Below are 15966 nucleotides of genomic sequence, written 5' to 3'. Positions count from 1 at the left end.
GCTATTTGTTATATATGTTGTTGGCAACTGGCTTTTATTTCATTTCATTAATTTTTCCTGGATCTTGCCTTGTGTCAAAAATATTAGCAATTTCGATCCGATTAAAATCAAGATTAATCCAATAAACTATTTTGTAATTCTTAAATACTAAATATCGAAATTCTTGTTTTCTATGCTGCAAGCTGGTTTCAACTTGTCCAATTTCTGGTTGCTTTTCAATCCCTATAGTCGAGTCAACGATTCCATTAACTAAATTTTCAGCGACTCTTTTACTTGCTTTAATTAAATAATAGCTGTAAATATCCTCAAGTTTATTTTCCGCAAGCTCTAACCAATAAACTTCTAACTCCATTTTTGGATTTTAGCTTTTAAATCCGTTGCTTTTATTATTCTTCCATTTTTAGAGTCTTCCATTGCTTGGTCAATTTCTGCGTTATATTGCTCCATTGTCATTGGCTTGAAGTTCTTTTCAGTTAATTCAGCTTTCCTTTTGCGTAATAATTTTTCAAGTCCGCTAACGATTTCCTCATTTTGAAGTCTTAAAAACTCTTGAACAAATGATATTTTTCTTGCTTCTAAATCCATTTCCTTTTATCTTTTTATCAAAGATACAAAAATATCGATTTTGGTTGTTTTTTATGATTGTCTAATTTTTTTTAGCTTGTTGCCAACGGCTCCGGTTATGATTTGTTGCGGAAAAGTCCGCTAGGACTTTTCGGTTACGGCTGTAATTTAGCAAATATTCCTGGAATTTTCGGTAGAAAATTCCGCCGCAATGAATTATAACCGTTGTTACCCAATGTAGCGACACGCTTTGATTTATTTTTTGTTCTTATCCTTTTTTAAAATGTTGTCAGATTTATCGAATATCGGTTTAGATGTGATTTTACTTCTTAAATTTTTTAAAGTGGGAGAGAGGTTTTTGAGCGTCCAAATTGAAAAGAGAGTTTTACAAATTGAAGTTTCTCCAGCGTTGCGATTAAATTTTAAGTTGAATTTTTCTAATTTAATTCTCAGAGAGATTGGTTCCGCGCAGCATTAGCTTTTTAAGTTTGAATTTTAAATTGAAGTTATTTTAATTATTAGTTTTCCGTAGTGCGTTAAATCCCAAAAATTGCCGGCCAAATTTTACAATTTCACCAATATTTTTTAATTCCTTATCCACTTTGTTGCTTAGCTTTTTAAATTAGAATTTTCATATAAATGAATTTCAGCGCACGATTTGATTGGTAGATTATTTCTTGAATTTCTAAAATAATTTACTCTGAATTTAACGAATTTTGATTCTAAATTTTCTTCGGTCATTTTTGTCAGGAGCTATTTTGGGTAACGGTATTGTATACCCGTCAGTTGCGGTGTTTAGAAAACTAAGATAGAAAAAATCCCTGAATTTTACGCTTTCGATATTGTGTCCGCAGGACACAAACCCGCAATTGCTGGTATACGTTGTTGGTTACTTTAGCGACACGTCTTGCTGAGAACGTTCTGCTTAGCGATCCCACTTTATCGTTCCTGCTTTTAAAATTAAATAAGCCTGAAATATTAGCTTTAAAACGAATTTTAATGCAGGTTAAATGCGTAACGATTCAGAAAAATAGAGTAGTGCTGAGAGAACTTTATCCGCAACAGATTATCCATCAAAATTTATCCGTCTGAGTAAGTTTGTCAGTTAACTTTGAATTTTATTTCCGCTCAGAATAGCCATCCAGATTATCGTTTCTGCTTTTGCCTTATGTTTGATAAGTTTCAGTGAGTTTGATGATAAAATACTCTGATTTCGTTTTCGGAGCTATTGTTACCAACGGTTTTGTATAACAATCAGTTGCGGATTGATTAAACACTAAGATAGCTAAAATTCCCGATTTTGTGCTTGCGTGGTCGTATCCGCAAGAGACAAAGCCGCAATTGTTGTTATACGGTGTTAGCACCAGTTTTATTCACATTCAACTTCAATAAAATCTTTTTGCTTTTCATCATAATCAAGGCATTCTTCTTCTATTAAAACCATTTCATTATTGACCACTTTATAAGTAGCGTTCCTATGACTTCTACCAGCACAACATTGATTATGTTCGTAAATGAGTTTTGATTCATTATCAAATTCTAAAGAAGTTCCGCTAAAATTACTTTTTATATACCGGTTTGAATTTGGGTCCCTTAAGATGTAAATACTCGAGGTATTTGGTCCAGCATAACTGGCCTCAAAAACGGAAAAATCTTCAATACCGTCAAAGTTGTAATCTCCAACACTCACGTTATCAATTCCGAACAGTTGGCAATCTAATTCTATAGTTTGTATTAGTTTGTCTGATTTTTTTTCAAATATTTTCACACCAGAAATTCTTCCATAGAGTTGTCCTTTTTCTTTTGTGATTATCGTTTTGAAATAATGTTCCTCTGTAGTGTTTGATTGAATAAGTTCCCTAGTTTTCCATTCAACATTATTACCATAATCAATTTCAAAATCTTTTTTTAATGAAATTGGATAAGTTTTAGATCCATCAATACTAATCCATTTTCCTTTAATAGTTTTATCACTTTCTTTGAAATCTTTAAAAATCAAAATGGCAGATTTTTTTTCGGAATTATCTTTTTCAAAAAGTTTTAATTCTCCATCTTCTAATCTACCATTAATTGTAATTGGAGTATCAAATTTGTCATAAACATAGTAAGCACGTGAATCGCCATCTTTGTAATGATACATTATTAATGTTATGTTATACTTTCCTAAATTACCAGAATAGTTAGATTGACTATTTCCAGAAATTGAAGTTAGTATCATTAATAATAAAAGTTGTATTTTCATTTTTTGTCAAATTGGTGCTAACGGTTTCGATTATCGCAAGTCACGGGAGTAAGGATGCGGAGTTGTCGGCTTACCGTTTTATTTATTGGTTTTCTAAATTACACTTTTTCGGCAATACCCGTTATTTGCGATGAATCGTTGTTACCCAAAGTTATAATATTTAGATTTTCTCCAAAGTTCCCCATTCAGTCCAGGAACCATCGTATAAAGACTTTTTGTTTTCTAGTACTAATTCACTCGCTAAATAAACGATGCAAGTTGTTACTCCTGATCCACAACTAAAGATCAATTTCGTAGAAGTTGCATTAATGTTTTTAAATACTAATTTCAAATTCTCTGGTTCTTTAAATTTCCCATAATTTAGAACTTTTTCAAATGGAATATTTATTGAATTTGGTATGTTTCCACTTCTAAGGTTTTTTCCCGGCTCTGGTTCTAAACTATTAAATCGTTTAGAATTTCTTGCGTCAATTACTAATATTTCATCATTTTCTAAATTCTGTTTTATAAAATTTAGATCTGAAATCATATTATACTGGAAGTCGGATTTAAAATTTCCTTCATTAAATTCCAAATCATATTCTTGTTGAGTTGGAAATTTTCTTTTAATCCATTCTGGTAATCCTCCATTAAGAACCGAAACATCTTTATGACCCATAATTTTAAACATCCACCAAACTCTTGGACTATGGTAAACACCTAAATTATCATACAATATTATTTTGCTTGAGTCATTAATACCTAATTTCCTGCTGTTAATTTGAAATTGCTCAGGATTAGGTAGCGTGTTGGGAAAAATGGATTCAGAGTCTCTAAAATCATTTTTAAGGTCAAAATATCTCGCTCCTTTGATCTTAATTTTTTCAAAATCTGATTGAAGTCCTGCTTTATTAGATTCCGTGCTACAATCTAATATTATAATATTTTCATTTGCTAAAATTTCATTTAATTCATCAACGCTTAAAATCGGATATTTCATTAACAACGAAAACTTGGTTTATAATTTTGGGTAACGGCTCCGGTTATGATTTGTTGCAGAAAAGTCCGCCAGGACTTTTCGGTTACCGCTGTAATTTAGCAAATATTCCTGGAATTTTTGGTATAAAATTCCGCCGCAATGAATTATAACCGTTGTTAGCCAATGTAACGACACGCCAAATTTTGTTTTTAGTTCTTATTCTTTAAAAATGTTATCAGATTTATCGAATATCAGCTTAGATTGGATTTTAGATTTTAATGTTTTTCAGAGTGGGAGAGGAGTATAAAACTCTAAAATTTAAAGCGAAATTTTACAATTTGAAGTTTTTTCAGTGTTGCTTTTTAATTGTTAGCTGAATTTTCAATTCATATTTAGGGAGAGATTTGTTTTGCTTGATGATTTCCACATCACTGATGATTCTAGAGTATAGATTTCATTTAAAAGTTCAAATTTTCAGTATTTTTTCTCGTGCTTGCCCACTTAAAGTCAGTTTTAGCTTCTAAAAATAGCCGTCAATTTTATCCAATATTGGATTTCATTTATTTGTTTTTTTTATTCTTTAAGTCTTTAAAATAGAGTTCGATTTTATCGAATTTTGATTATAATTTTTTGCGATTAGATCGTTTTTTCCGCGAGTTTTTTCCGCTTTTCTTTTTAAAAATGTTCTTCGTTTTTATGGAATTTCGAGTGTTGATTTTTCTGCGGTCAGTTCGGTTTTCAGAAAGTATTTTTGTCAGAAGCTATTTTGGGTAACGTCTTCGTATAATCGTCAGTTGCGGATTTGTTGAAAACTAAGATAGCTAAAATTCCTGACTTTTATGCTTACAAGATTTTGTCCGCAGCACGAAATGCCGCAATTGCTATTATACGTTGTTAGCCAATGTAACGACAGCTCTGATTTGTTTTATTGTTCTTATTTTTTAAAAATTTTGGTCAGATTTATTCATTATCAGCTTTTTTATAATATAATTTTTTAAGTTTTCCAGAGTGGGAGTGTGGTGTTTTTTGTTTTTAATTTTTTGTTTAAAATCTCCAATTTGATCATTATCGGTCAGGAATGTTATTTTTTATTTTCTTGATGAATTTCAATTAAAATTTTCCGAGAGATTGATTCTCCGTGGTGTTTTTCCGCGTTCCTGATTATTCAAGTATTCGGATTTCTTTAAATGTTGAAATTCAGTGATTTTTGCTGTCATTTTTTGTCCGTTTAGATTTCTAAAAATCACAGTCAATTTTATATATATAGGATTCCATTTAATTAATTTTCTATTTTAGAAACTGTAAAATAGTGTCCGATTTTATCGAATTTGGATTAAAATTTTTTCTGCGGTCAGATCTTTTTTAAAAGCGTGTTTTTCCGTTTTTCTCTATAAAATAATCTTTGTTTTTATCGAATCTCGAGTGTTGATTGTTCTATGGTCAGTTCAGTTTTCAAGAAGTGTTTTTGTCAGGAGTTATTTTGGCTAACGGCTCCGGTTATGATTTGTTGCGAAAAAGTCCGCCAGGACTTTTCGGTTACGGCTGTAATTTAGCAAATATTCCTGGAATTTTCGGTAGAAAATTCCGCCGCAATGAATTATAACCGATGTTACCCAATTTAGCGATACGCTTTGATTGGTTTTTTTTTATCCTTTTTTAAAATGTTGTCAGATTTATCGAATATAGGTTTAGTTGCGATTTGACTTTTTAAATTTTTCAGAGTGGGAGAGAGGCTTTTGAGCGTCCAAATTGATAATAGAATTTTACAATTTGAAGTTTCTCCAGCGTTGGGATTAAATTTTAAGTTGAATTTTTCTAATTTAATTCTGAGAGAGATTGGTTGCGCGCATCATTAGCTTTTTAAGTTTGAATTTTAAATTGAAGTTATTTTAATTATTAGTTTTCCGTAGTGCTTTAAATCCCAAAAATTACCGGCCAAATTTTACAATTTCACTAATATTTTTTAACTACTTGTACGCGGTGTTGCTTAGCTTTTTAAATTAGAATTTTCATTTAAATGAATTTCAGCGCACGATTTGATTGCTTGATTATTTCTTGAGTTTCTAAAATATTTTACTCTGAATTTAACGAATTTTGGATCTAAATTTTTTTCGGTCAGTTTTGTCAGGAGCTATTTTGGGTAACGGTCTCGGCTATGAGTAGTTGCGTGGTTTAGTACTTAACTTTGCAAGTCACACCAATACGGAAATTTCTCGATAATTTCCAAAGTAGACGAGAATAAGCAATTACTTATAGCCATTGTTGTGCATAGTTTTTACTTCTTTTTTTTTAATTCAGGTTTTCCAACCTTCTCCAGTTTTATATTCAATTCTTTTCTTCTTCTTTCAAGTTTTATTGGCTGTATGAAAGTAAAATCAAAAAGAGCTTCTATAACTTCAATTAACCATTCAGCTTCACCATTTTCGACAGTAACTATTTCACCAGTATTTTTATCTTTCGTAGGGTGTGCTGCGAAATTCCCAACATTTCTAATCGCGTCTACCGCATCAGTTAAATGTGTAGGAATTCCATCTAATGTTATGAATTTTTGAATTTCCTGAGCAAGACTTCTTTCATTGATGTTGTATTTTTCTCGTAAAATGTTTTGTAATAATCTTCTACTCAAAGCAGCCGAAGCTTTTGGGCTTGCAGACAATACTTTTAAAGCTTCTTCATAATCCTCAACAAATAATTTCGGGATATCTTCTGAATTTTCAACTTTCGAATTATTAGGATAAATTAAAGTTTGTGTGAATTCTTCTTCTTCATTCACACCATTTCCGCTTTCCTCTCCTTCAACTAAATAAGCAACTACTTTTTTACAATTTGGACACGTACTATACTTAATTTCTACAGAATACCCTTCTTCTTTATCTGCTCTCATAGATTGGGAATATTCCCATCTGTATTTAACAGCTGTACTGCAATGCGGACAAATCATAACTTAATTTATTGGATTTGTGTAAATTTTTAAATAATTATAATCATTGTTTCTAAAAATCTCTAAATAACCGATTATTATTCCAGATTTTAAAACTCTGTGTTTTTCAAAAACTCCAGTGTAATTATTAAATTTTTTGTTTATTATACTTTCCTCAAATTCAATTTCGACTTCGTTTTTTCCATTATCTAGAATCACATTGTTAATAGCATCATTGATATGATTTTTCAAGTCCTTTTTATCAAAATCATCATTTATTTCAAAATTGTAATGTTCCATAGTTATTTTTATAAATGTCTAGTCCTGAAATATAGCTACAGTTTAAAATTGATTTAAGCTGTTAATTTATAAACCATATTTGGTGTTTTATAGTCTAAAGATAAATGTAATCTTATTTCATTATACAAATTAATTGCATTTTTTGTAGCTCTCTTAGCGTGTTGTAGGCTATCAAAGGTCTGGTCGAGATAGAACTCGTCTTTTAATATGCCATTTACACGTTCTGCCATCGCGTTTTCGTAGCAATGGTTCTCTTCGGTCATACTGATTCTTATGTCATTTCTTTTAAGGATCTGTGTGTATACATTGCTGCAATACTGAATACCTCGGTCTGAATGGTGTATAAGTGCGTCAATATCTTTAGCTTGATATAAAGCTTTATTCAAAGCTCTTACACATCCTTTGAGTTCCAAGCTGTCGCTGATGTCATAGCCAACAATTTTGCGACTATGCATATCTGTAATGAGTGCTAGGTAACAAAAGCCTTTTATAGTTCTGATGTAAGTGATATCGCTCACCCATACTTGGTTTGGTCTAGTTGTTTCTACATCTTTAATGATATTCTTATACTTGTAGAACCTGTGTAATGAGTTCGTTGTTCTAGAGCTGTATTTTTTTCTAAGTGTCAGCATATTGTGTTTTCTAAGAATGTTGAATAAGGTATCCCTGCCTATTTTTAAATCGGCATTTGTAAACTCTTTGCTCAGTGATCTGGCAAGTTTTCTAACCCCTTCTCTGGGAAGTGATCTGCGCTTTTTCTTGACTATATCAATAACTTTTTTCTCTATTTTCAAACGTTTGTCCTCTCTACTTTTGTATTTGTAGTATGCATCCCGTTTAAGGCCAAAACAAGCTGTTATAGCTGAAAGAGTAGCAGATCCTTTAGCGTTCTCTTTTGCTTTGATCAAGGCTTGATACTTAGTTTTTTTTTAAGTTCAAGCACTGATTTATAGCCCAGCTGTTCTGCTGCCACTTCAAGATAAGAATCTTCTATAAGGGCGTCTATATCCTTTTTCAAAAGAAGTTTCTTCAGCTGTTCAATTTCTTTTTGAAGCTGTTTGATGCGTGTAATCTCATCTTTTGTTTTCACAGTCACTCTGGTGTTCATAAGGTCTTTACGGTTATATTTCCTGATCCACTCGTTTATGGTTGTTGGAGCAATACCGTAAGCTTTACCTAGTTGATACTTGTTTAATTTTCCTGCCGTAAGTTCGTCTAAAATTTTTAGTTTGAACGATTCGGAATACCGTCTGATTACTCTGTCATTTTTATACATAATGTTTGAAATTATGTAGCCTTTATTCAGGACGAGTCAACCTTGTTGCCAACGTGATTGTGTATGGTTAGTTGCGTGGTTAAGCAACTAAGTTAGTAAACATTTACGAACCCGTGAAAATTCCGCAGGAATTTTCGCAAGTAGGCTAGAACCAAGCAATTAATTATACACGGTGTTGCCCACAGTTTTTATTCCACGTCGTAATTTCCATTCGCCCACTTTATTGTCGGTTCAATCCATTCATTTAATGGTTTAAATAAAAATCCGTGTCCCATTCCTGTATTCAGTTCGATTTCTTTAAAGTGTTTTATTTCGCAATTCGAGATTTTCTTGCGTTCCAATGAAGAAACTCCAAATGGGTCGGACTTTTCGTAAATCGTTAAAATATTTCCGCAAAAATTGATTTCAGGTATATTTTGAATATCACTATTCCTAAAACTTGCAATAAATACAAAATTCAAATCTTGATTATTTGCTAAAGTCGAAACGTATTGAGCGATATATCCGCCTTTTGAAGTTCCAACCACAGTTATTTTTCTCGGTTCTATTCCGTTCTTTATTAAACTGTCAATTTGGGTTACGATTCCGATTGCGTATTCTCTTGCGTTAACATTTCCATTCCGTTTTTCGGATATTACTTTAAGTCCTCCTTTTTTAAATTCAGCAATAATTTCGTTGTATTCAGTCCGCCCAAATTCGGGATGCAACTCATTCAATTCTTGTTCTTCTAAAAATCGATTATGAAGGAAGAAAACAAATCTGTCATCATTTTTGTTTCCGCACGCAAATAAAGTTGAGCAAAAAAGAATTCCAATTAATATTCTTATTTTCATTGATTTACGATTTTTCTCAAATTGTGGGCAACGGTCTCGGTTATCGCCAGTTGGCGGAGTATGGGACTCGGATTTGTCGGCTTAGTGCTGGTTTGTTGGTCAAGTTAATTATTTTCTTAGTAACGGTGCCGCTTATTGGCGATGAACCGTTGTTGTGATTAGTTTTTTTCTTCTATAATGAATTGAAATTGCAACTATTGTAATCAGTATAGCAATTAAAGATATTATTGATCCTCCAAAACCAAAAGCACCGCCATTCAAAAGATTTTTTTCTGGTATACTTAATTTAAAGACTGAATAAGTATTTTGGCCACTTACATTAAAACCTAAAATGGTTTGAAAAAAATTCCAGCTAAAATGTAGGGCAATTGGGAACCATAGATTTTTTGTGTGGATATAACTTATTCCTAATAAAATCCCAGCAAGAAAATGTTTATAGAACCTATAAGATCAATGTTAGGATTGAGTCCATGCATCAATGAGAATAAAATTGCTGATATAATGAGAGCAATATATTTATTAAAAGAATACATAAGGTTTCTCAAAATATAACCTCGAAATAGAATTTCCTCGGTAAAAGATACCAGAACAAATATCACTATTGAAGTTAATATTTGATCAAAGTCTAAATCGATGTTTTGAATTTTTATTTCTCCTAGAATTTTTAATAATCCAAATCCTAAGAACATTATTATAGCGCCAATTGAAAATCCAGCCCAAAAGCTTTTTATTTCATTTCTAAACCTCAATCCTACATCTATAAACTTCTCTTTATCTATAAGTTTTACAAATATCCAAACGACTAGCATGGTTCCTAGAAAAGATGCGAATTGAATGGCTAATCTTTGCTCTGGAGTTTTCTCAATTTCTAAATCACTATATGAAAAACCTACTAAAATTCTTGTTACGATTTGGAAAACTCCCACAATAAAAATATGTGGAAGAATGATAAATAGAATTCTTAACCATCCCTGGTATTTTGATTGTTCACTCATAATAAAAAATTAATCACAACGAGTTTGTATATGAAAAGTAGCGTAAAAATAAGCGCAATTTTTTCGCTTTAACACAAGCCAAAACTTTTGCATTTTGATTTTATTTTTACTTTTCAAAAGCCAAATCAAGAGATTTGGCGACTTACCAAATATACCAAAATTTACGATTAAGAAAAGATGTAGCTATTTTTTATATACGTTGTTGCCTAAAGTGCTTTTCCGCACAGCTTTTCATTTGTACTTTATCGTTCTTTAGCTTTTTGGTTGACTGAATTCAAATTAAAAATTTTAACCAGATTTGTAATTTGCCTTTATCCGCAAGTATTAGAAAATAGAGTAGTGCTGAAAAATTTTCATCCGCGATTATTTATCGAGCTTGAGTAAGTTCAAGTCTACTGAGTTGTAATTTTATCCGCAACAATTTCTCCATTTCAATTTATCAATCCGAGTAAGTTTAAATCCGCTGAGTTCTAGTTTTTTTATTCAAATTTAAGTTTCTCCGCGCAAATATTTCTAGTCAGTTTCATCCGTCCCAATTTTTTCGTTTTGAGTAAGAAATATCCATACGGATTTTCAAATAGCTTAGGTTCAAATTTAGAAAAAAGACTAAAAAATAAGGAAAGTTTCAGTTTAACTCGCTGAAAATTACGCATTTTTGGCAACGGTGTTGTATAACAATCAGTTGCGGATTGGTTAAAACTAAGATAGCTAAAATTACCGACTTTTATGCTTGCTCGTTTGTGAGCTTAGGACACAAAGCCGCAATTGTTGTTATACGGTGTTGTAGCCAGTGTTTTATTGTTCTACTGGAATTTTTTTATCGGAGCAGTATTTTTCAATTTCAGAATCATTTTTAAAATAATCGTCGCAAAATTCATTTAGCTCTTTTTCTGTTGATTTATAATACCTATCCGTTGCAGTCATTAATTTATCCACTTGTTCAATAAATGTTGCAAATTCTGTATTTATTTTACAAAGTTTATCAATTGTTTTAAAATCTAAATCACGGTAAGTTGCTGGAAATAATATTTTACTTTTGTAAGGATTAGCGTTTAATTCAATTATTCCGATACCAAAAGATTGATTCAATCTTTCCATTTCTTCTGATAAGCTATCGCTAAACTCAAATGCTACCAAATAACCATAATTTGCCCAACTGAAATTTGAAACAGCTTGAAAAAATGCCTTTTTTAAATCTGAATCACTATTTATTTCTTTTTTTACTTCGTAAGAGCTTAGTTTAAACGTATCAACTCTATTTATTGATTTTAAGAAATTTTGACTTGCTTTAGTCTGTAAATACAAAAATTTAATTCCAACCATATCTGGATGAGTCCAAATTTGGTTATTATCTTTTCCGTTTTTTGATTGTTCGTGGAAAATAGTTTTGGAATATATTTTTGTATTTTTAAGATAACTACTTAACAATTTATGTAAATCTCTTTCTAAATAACTTTTTGATAGTTTTGCTTTTGGTTTGACTTCTTCAGGGATGCCGGCTAAAATTTCTAAATCAATTTCAGTTTCATTTTTTGTTAGATAATAAGAGTAACTACCATTTTCTTGCTTTATCCTTTTGACTCTGCTATCCTCATTTCTTATGAAATCTCCAACAAGAGCCGATACAGTGGAAGCTGGTGTTTTAGCAGGACCAAAATCATAATATTTATTTTCAATTATATGGTTATAAATTTCCATATAGTTTGCTAGTCCTTTTATCTCTTCTAAACTTTTTAATATAGCTTCTTTAATTGTCATTTATAATAGTTAAGATTTTTGTGAACATTGGCTACAACGATTTTGTATATGGCTCGTAGCGTGAAAATTATAAATTATTTTCGGTTGAGCACGAGCCATATTTTTAATTTTTGCTATTTATCTTTTTTATTGGAAATCTTCAAATTTAAAAATTTGGCGACTTTCCAAATATGTCTTAACTTTGATTAAGCAAGTGATTAGCTATGAGCTATATACGTTGTTGTAAACAGTTATTTTTTCCGCAATGTATTTCTCAATTAGTTCTTTGTCCGTTTTATTTTTTAATATTAATAATTCGTTGTTTTTATGTGTCCGATAATTCATTAAGAACTTCGTTTTTCCACTCCGAGTTAATTCCGAGTATTCAAATCGGTTTGGGTCAAACTTTTCAGTTATCAATTCCGTTTTTTGAGTTCGGTAGAGTATTTTTTTCAGTCGAGTTAATTTTCCGCTTTTCTCGTCTATTTTTAATTCCGAGTAGTAAATCCAAGAAGCAAATCGGTAAATAGTGTATCCTATTAAGGTTAAAATCGCAACAAATATTCCGACTCCAATTCCGATAAACCAAATCAGGAATATGAATGAAGTAGAAGTCCAAATCAATAGTTCTTTCCATTTAAATTGAGTTCGGTCACTCAAAGTGTGAATGTTCCCATTTTTAGAAATTATGAAATAGTCTTCGTTTTCGTTCATTTAAAATGAGTCATAAATTAGTCTTATTCCAATTGCAAAAAGAATGAAAGCTCCTAAAATGAATTCAATAGTGAATGACATTCGCATATAATCTTCATTTTTTCTTTGAGCAACAAATTTCTTTCTTTCGTAATCATACCAAATAATTCCAAGTGCTATTAGTAAAGCTCCAAGTATAAATGTTAGCACGTTTTCCATAATTGTTTACAACTGTTTAGTGTATGATTTCGTTGCGTATTTAAACACAAAAGTTAGCAAATAAATCACAGATATAAAGTCCGCGAGGACTTTCGTAAGTAGACTATAACTTGCAATGAATTATACACATTGTTGTAAAATGTTTATTTCGCAATCAGATTATTAGTTGGAAGTGAAATATTCTTTACAAAGATTAATCCGTCGTACATTTCTGAAAACTTTTTGTTATACAAATTATTTTTTTTAGGATTGAAACCACCACCACCTGCAACTATTTGTTTCCTTTTCTTTTTGAAGAAATACGAGGAATTACCATCTAAAGCTATTGACATATCAATAAAATAAATTTTGTCCTTTGCCAAATTAAGTGTTTCGGCATAAGTTTTAGCGAATGGTTCTTTTATTTCAACTTTTTTCCAACTAGGTTTTTCATCTTTAGTCGAAAAATAACCAGCTTGTGTACCTGTACCAAAGTCAAACCCTACACTATAATAATTATTTTTATAATATTCTTTTAAATGCCTGCCTAAATTATAAATATTTCGTCTGCTATAATTCCCAGCTTTTTTATTATTAATATGTTCATTATGAGCCCATATAAAAGCTTTACCGTTATTAGATTTATTTTCAACTATCCATTTAACATTTTCAAACATTTTTAAATCTCTATCTTGACTGTAGTTATTTTGTACGTAATATGTGTATTTAGTTAGATAATCTAAGGCTCTTATTCCAGAAATAACCTCTTCGATATTCTTCTGATTCTTTATCTTGCTCTTAAAATCCAGTAAAATGCTTTTAATTTCATTTAGCTTTGGTATTTGAATATCCGCCCAATCAGTTGACTTATTGTAAACAACTTTTTTTTCTGCGCACTTGTCGGCTACTAAAAGTAGTTCTTCACTCACAGAGATTTCAAATTTTTTGACCAAATCTCGTATTTCTTTGTTTATATCCTTTACATTTTGAATGTCCATACCATAAAAACGAATTTGCTCTTCCTCTGGTTTATTAAGATTATAATCTCTCATCCATTCTAATAAATCGACCACTTCTTTGCAATACCAAAATCCAGTGCTAAAATTTTTCGCAATAGTTTCTGCGTTTCCCTTTCCTCCGCTTATCCATTCGTTAATTCCAGCTTCTGAGGTATATGAATCTTCCATAATAAACGTTTTTACACCTTGATTTTTAACTAAATATTTGAAGAATTTGGCCTTTATATTAAAAAATTCTTTTCCTTGATGAGTAGCTTCTCCAAACCCAAATAACTTAGCATCGGCAAATTTTTTCGGGATGCTATTGTTGAATATAGTAATGTTCGTATCAGGATTTGCATCTTCAATTTTAATTGCATTTTCATTAATCCAGTTTACTACTTTATAATTTTGGGCGTATGATTGAAATAATACAAAAAATGTAATGACAGAAATATAAGTTCTTAAGTGCACAGTGTTTTTTTTAAATGTCTAGTCCTGAAATATAGCTACAGTTTAAAATTGATTTAAGCTGTTAATTTATAAACCATATTTGGTGTTTTATAGTCTAAAGATAAATGTAATCTTATTTCATTATACAAATTAATTGCATTTTTTGTAGCTCTCTTAGCGTGTTGTAGGCTATCAAAGGTCTGGTCGAGATAGAACTCGTCTTTTAATATGCCATTTACCCGTTCTGCGATTGCGTTTTCGTAGCAATGGTTCTCTTCGGTCATACTGATTCTTATGTCATTTCTTTTAAGGATCTGTGTGTATACATTGCTGCAATACTGAATACCTCGGTCTGAATGGTGTATAAGTGCGTCAATATCTTTAGCTTGATATAAAGCTTTATTCAAAGCTCTTACACATCCTTTGAGTTCCAAGCTGTCGCTGATGTCATAGCCAACAATTTTGCGACTATGCATATCTGTAATGAGTGCTAGGTAACAAAAGCCTTTTATAGTTCTGATGTAAGTGATATCGCTCACCCATACTTGGTTTGGTCTAGTTGTTTCTACATCTTTAATGATATTCTTATACTTGTAGAACCTGTGTAATGAGTTCGTTGTTCTAGAGCTGTATTTTTTTCTAAGTGTCAGCATATTGTGTTTTCTAAGAATGTTGAATAAGGTATCCCTGCCTATTTTTAAATCGGCATTTGTAAACTCTTTGCTCAGTGATCTGGCAAGTTTTCTAACCCCTTCTCTGGGAAGTGATCTGCGCTTTTTCTTGACTATATCAATAACTTTTTTCTCTATTTTCAAACGTTTGTCCTCTCTACTTTTGTATTTGTAGTATGCATCCCGTTTAAGGCCAAAACAAGCTGTTATAGCTGAAAGAGTAGCAGATCCTTTAGCGTTCTCTTTTGCTTTGATCAAGGCTTGATACTTAGTTTTTTTTTAAGTTCAAGCACTGATTTATAGCCCAGCTGTTCTGCTGCCACTTCAAGATAAGAATCTTCTATAAGGGCGTCTATATCCTTTTTCAAAAGAAGTTTCTTCAGCTGTTCAATTTCTTTTTGAAGCTGTTTGATGCGTGTAATCTCATCTTTTGTTTTCACAGTCACTCTGGTGTTCATAAGGTCTTTACGGTTATATTTCCTGATCCACTCGTTTATGGTTGTTGGAGCAATACCGTAAGCTTTACCTAGTTGATACTTGTTTAATTTTCCTGCCGTAAGTTCATCTAAAATTTTTAGTTTGAACGATTCGGAATACCGTCTGATTACTCTGTCATTTTTATACATAATGTTTGAAATTATGTAGCCTTTATTCAGGACGGGTCACTATTTAAATTAGAATTTTCATTTAAATGAATTTGAGTGCAGGATTTGATTGCTTGATTATTTCTTGAGTTTCTAAAATAATTTACTCTGGATTTAACGAATTTTGATTCTAAATTTTCTTCGGTCAATTTTGTCAGGAGCTATTTTGGGTAACGGATTAGGTTATGATTTCGTTGCGGAAAAGTACGCCAGTGCTTTTCAGTTACGGCTGTAATTTAGCAAATATTCGTGGAATTTTCGGTAGAAAAATTCCGCCGCAATGAATTATAACCATTGTTGCCTTTCTGTTGCGACACGTTCTGCTTTTTATTTTAGTGATATTTCTATAGAGTTTTGTTCAGATTTATCCAATATCAGCTTTTTTAAAATTTATTTTTTTAAGTTTTCTAGAGTGGGAGCGTGGTGTTTTTTACTTTCAATTTTTTGTTTAAAATTTTCAATTTGATTTTTTTGGGTTTTAAAG

Annotated in this window: 14 protein-coding genes and 1 pseudogene; all 15 read right to left on the bottom strand. The window is 31.3% G+C overall.

The genetic code is table 11. The annotated features are described in order from the left end of the window. Positions 1-34 precede the first annotated feature (34 nt). Positions 35-352 (bottom strand): type II toxin-antitoxin system RelE/ParE family toxin, encoded by a 318-nt coding sequence (locus QWY91_RS05035; RefSeq protein WP_290232252.1) that lies wholly within the window; start codon positions 350-352, stop codon positions 35-37. Beyond that, a complete protein-coding gene (locus QWY91_RS05030; protein ID WP_290232249.1) occupies positions 343-585 on the bottom strand; it encodes a hypothetical protein in 243 nt (80 codons plus the stop codon). The genes QWY91_RS05035 and QWY91_RS05030 overlap by 10 nt, the downstream gene beginning before the upstream one ends. A gap of 1348 nt (positions 586-1933) precedes the next feature. Continuing rightward, positions 1934-2806 carry an XAC2610-related protein gene (locus tag QWY91_RS05025; protein ID WP_290232248.1) on the bottom strand — a complete coding sequence of 291 codons (873 nt, stop codon included), beginning with the start codon at positions 2804-2806 and terminating at the stop codon, positions 1934-1936. Between the two features lie 160 nt (positions 2807-2966). Then, positions 2967-3785 (bottom strand): sulfurtransferase, encoded by an 819-nt coding sequence (locus tag QWY91_RS05020; protein ID WP_290232246.1) that lies wholly within the window; start codon positions 3783-3785, stop codon positions 2967-2969. Between the two features lie 2254 nt (positions 3786-6039). Continuing rightward, positions 6040-6648: a DUF4145 domain-containing protein gene (locus tag QWY91_RS05015; RefSeq protein WP_290232245.1), complete on the bottom strand. Its 609-nt coding sequence runs from the start codon at positions 6646-6648 to the stop codon at positions 6040-6042. A gap of 60 nt (positions 6649-6708) precedes the next feature. Beyond that, positions 6709-6984 (bottom strand): hypothetical protein, encoded by a 276-nt coding sequence (locus tag QWY91_RS05010; RefSeq protein ID WP_290232243.1) that lies wholly within the window; start codon positions 6982-6984, stop codon positions 6709-6711. 53 nt (positions 6985-7037) lie between these two features. Then, the gene (locus tag QWY91_RS05005) at positions 7038-7892 is read right to left on the bottom strand and encodes an IS3 family transposase (RefSeq protein ID WP_290232192.1); all 855 of its coding nucleotides are present in this window, start codon (positions 7890-7892) and stop codon (positions 7038-7040) included. Further along, a complete protein-coding gene (locus QWY91_RS05000) occupies positions 7889-8260 on the bottom strand; it encodes a transposase (RefSeq protein WP_290230433.1) in 372 nt (123 codons plus the stop codon). The genes QWY91_RS05005 and QWY91_RS05000 overlap by 4 nt, the downstream gene beginning before the upstream one ends. A gap of 188 nt (positions 8261-8448) precedes the next feature. Continuing rightward, entirely contained in the window at positions 8449-9093 is a 645-nt protein-coding gene (locus QWY91_RS04995; RefSeq protein WP_290230421.1) for an alpha/beta hydrolase, read from the bottom strand. A gap of 132 nt (positions 9094-9225) precedes the next feature. Continuing rightward, positions 9226-9782: pseudogene (locus tag QWY91_RS04990) on the bottom strand (CPBP family intramembrane glutamic endopeptidase). Between the two features lie 1101 nt (positions 9783-10883). Continuing rightward, a complete protein-coding gene (locus QWY91_RS04985; RefSeq protein WP_290232241.1) occupies positions 10884-11846 on the bottom strand; it encodes a hypothetical protein in 963 nt (320 codons plus the stop codon). A 693-nt stretch (positions 11847-12539) separates the two neighbouring features. Further along, positions 12540-12737: a hypothetical protein gene (locus tag QWY91_RS04980; RefSeq protein WP_290230428.1), complete on the bottom strand. Its 198-nt coding sequence runs from the start codon at positions 12735-12737 to the stop codon at positions 12540-12542. Between the two features lie 143 nt (positions 12738-12880). Further along, positions 12881-14188, bottom strand: a complete 1308-nt coding sequence (locus tag QWY91_RS04975; protein ID WP_290230430.1) for an erythromycin esterase family protein — start codon at positions 14186-14188, stop codon at positions 12881-12883. Between the two features lie 53 nt (positions 14189-14241). Next, positions 14242-15096 (bottom strand): IS3 family transposase, encoded by an 855-nt coding sequence (locus tag QWY91_RS04970; RefSeq protein ID WP_290230431.1) that lies wholly within the window; start codon positions 15094-15096, stop codon positions 14242-14244. After that, entirely contained in the window at positions 15093-15464 is a 372-nt protein-coding gene (locus QWY91_RS04965) for a transposase (RefSeq protein WP_290230433.1), read from the bottom strand. The genes QWY91_RS04970 and QWY91_RS04965 overlap by 4 nt, the downstream gene beginning before the upstream one ends. Positions 15465-15966 lie beyond the last annotated feature (502 nt).

The sequence above is a fragment of the Zunongwangia endophytica genome, from assembly GCF_030409505.1.
In the GTDB taxonomy this organism is placed as follows: domain Bacteria; phylum Bacteroidota; class Bacteroidia; order Flavobacteriales; family Flavobacteriaceae; genus Zunongwangia; species Zunongwangia endophytica.
Note: the sequence above shows the minus strand (reverse complement) of the source record. Positions and strands in the feature narration are given on the sequence as shown.

What these genes read in the sequence shown, in the direction of transcription:
- QWY91_RS05035 (WP_290232252.1), bottom strand. Translation starts at nt 352, where the DNA reads ATGGAGTTAGAAGTTTATTGGTTAGAGCTTGCGGAAAATAAACTTGAG.
- QWY91_RS05030 (WP_290232249.1), bottom strand. Translation starts at nt 585, where the DNA reads ATGGATTTAGAAGCAAGAAAAATATCATTTGTTCAAGAGTTTTTAAGA.
- QWY91_RS05025 (WP_290232248.1), bottom strand. Translation starts at nt 2,806, where the DNA reads ATGAAAATACAACTTTTATTATTAATGATACTAACTTCAATTTCTGGA.
- QWY91_RS05020 (WP_290232246.1), bottom strand. Translation starts at nt 3,785, where the DNA reads ATGAAATATCCGATTTTAAGCGTTGATGAATTAAATGAAATTTTAGCA.
- QWY91_RS05015 (WP_290232245.1), bottom strand. Translation starts at nt 6,648, where the DNA reads ATGAGAGCAGATAAAGAAGAAGGGTATTCTGTAGAAATTAAGTATAGT.
- QWY91_RS05010 (WP_290232243.1), bottom strand. Translation starts at nt 6,984, where the DNA reads ATGGAACATTACAATTTTGAAATAAATGATGATTTTGATAAAAAGGAC.
- QWY91_RS05000 (WP_290230433.1), bottom strand. Translation starts at nt 8,260, where the DNA reads ATGTATAAAAATGACAGAGTAATCAGACGGTATTCCGAATCGTTCAAA.
- QWY91_RS04995 (WP_290230421.1), bottom strand. Translation starts at nt 9,093, where the DNA reads ATGAAAATAAGAATATTAATTGGAATTCTTTTTTGCTCAACTTTATTT.
- QWY91_RS04985 (WP_290232241.1), bottom strand. Translation starts at nt 11,846, where the DNA reads ATGACAATTAAAGAAGCTATATTAAAAAGTTTAGAAGAGATAAAAGGA.
- QWY91_RS04980 (WP_290230428.1), bottom strand. Translation starts at nt 12,737, where the DNA reads ATGGAAAACGTGCTAACATTTATACTTGGAGCTTTACTAATAGCACTT.
- QWY91_RS04965 (WP_290230433.1), bottom strand. Translation starts at nt 15,464, where the DNA reads ATGTATAAAAATGACAGAGTAATCAGACGGTATTCCGAATCGTTCAAA.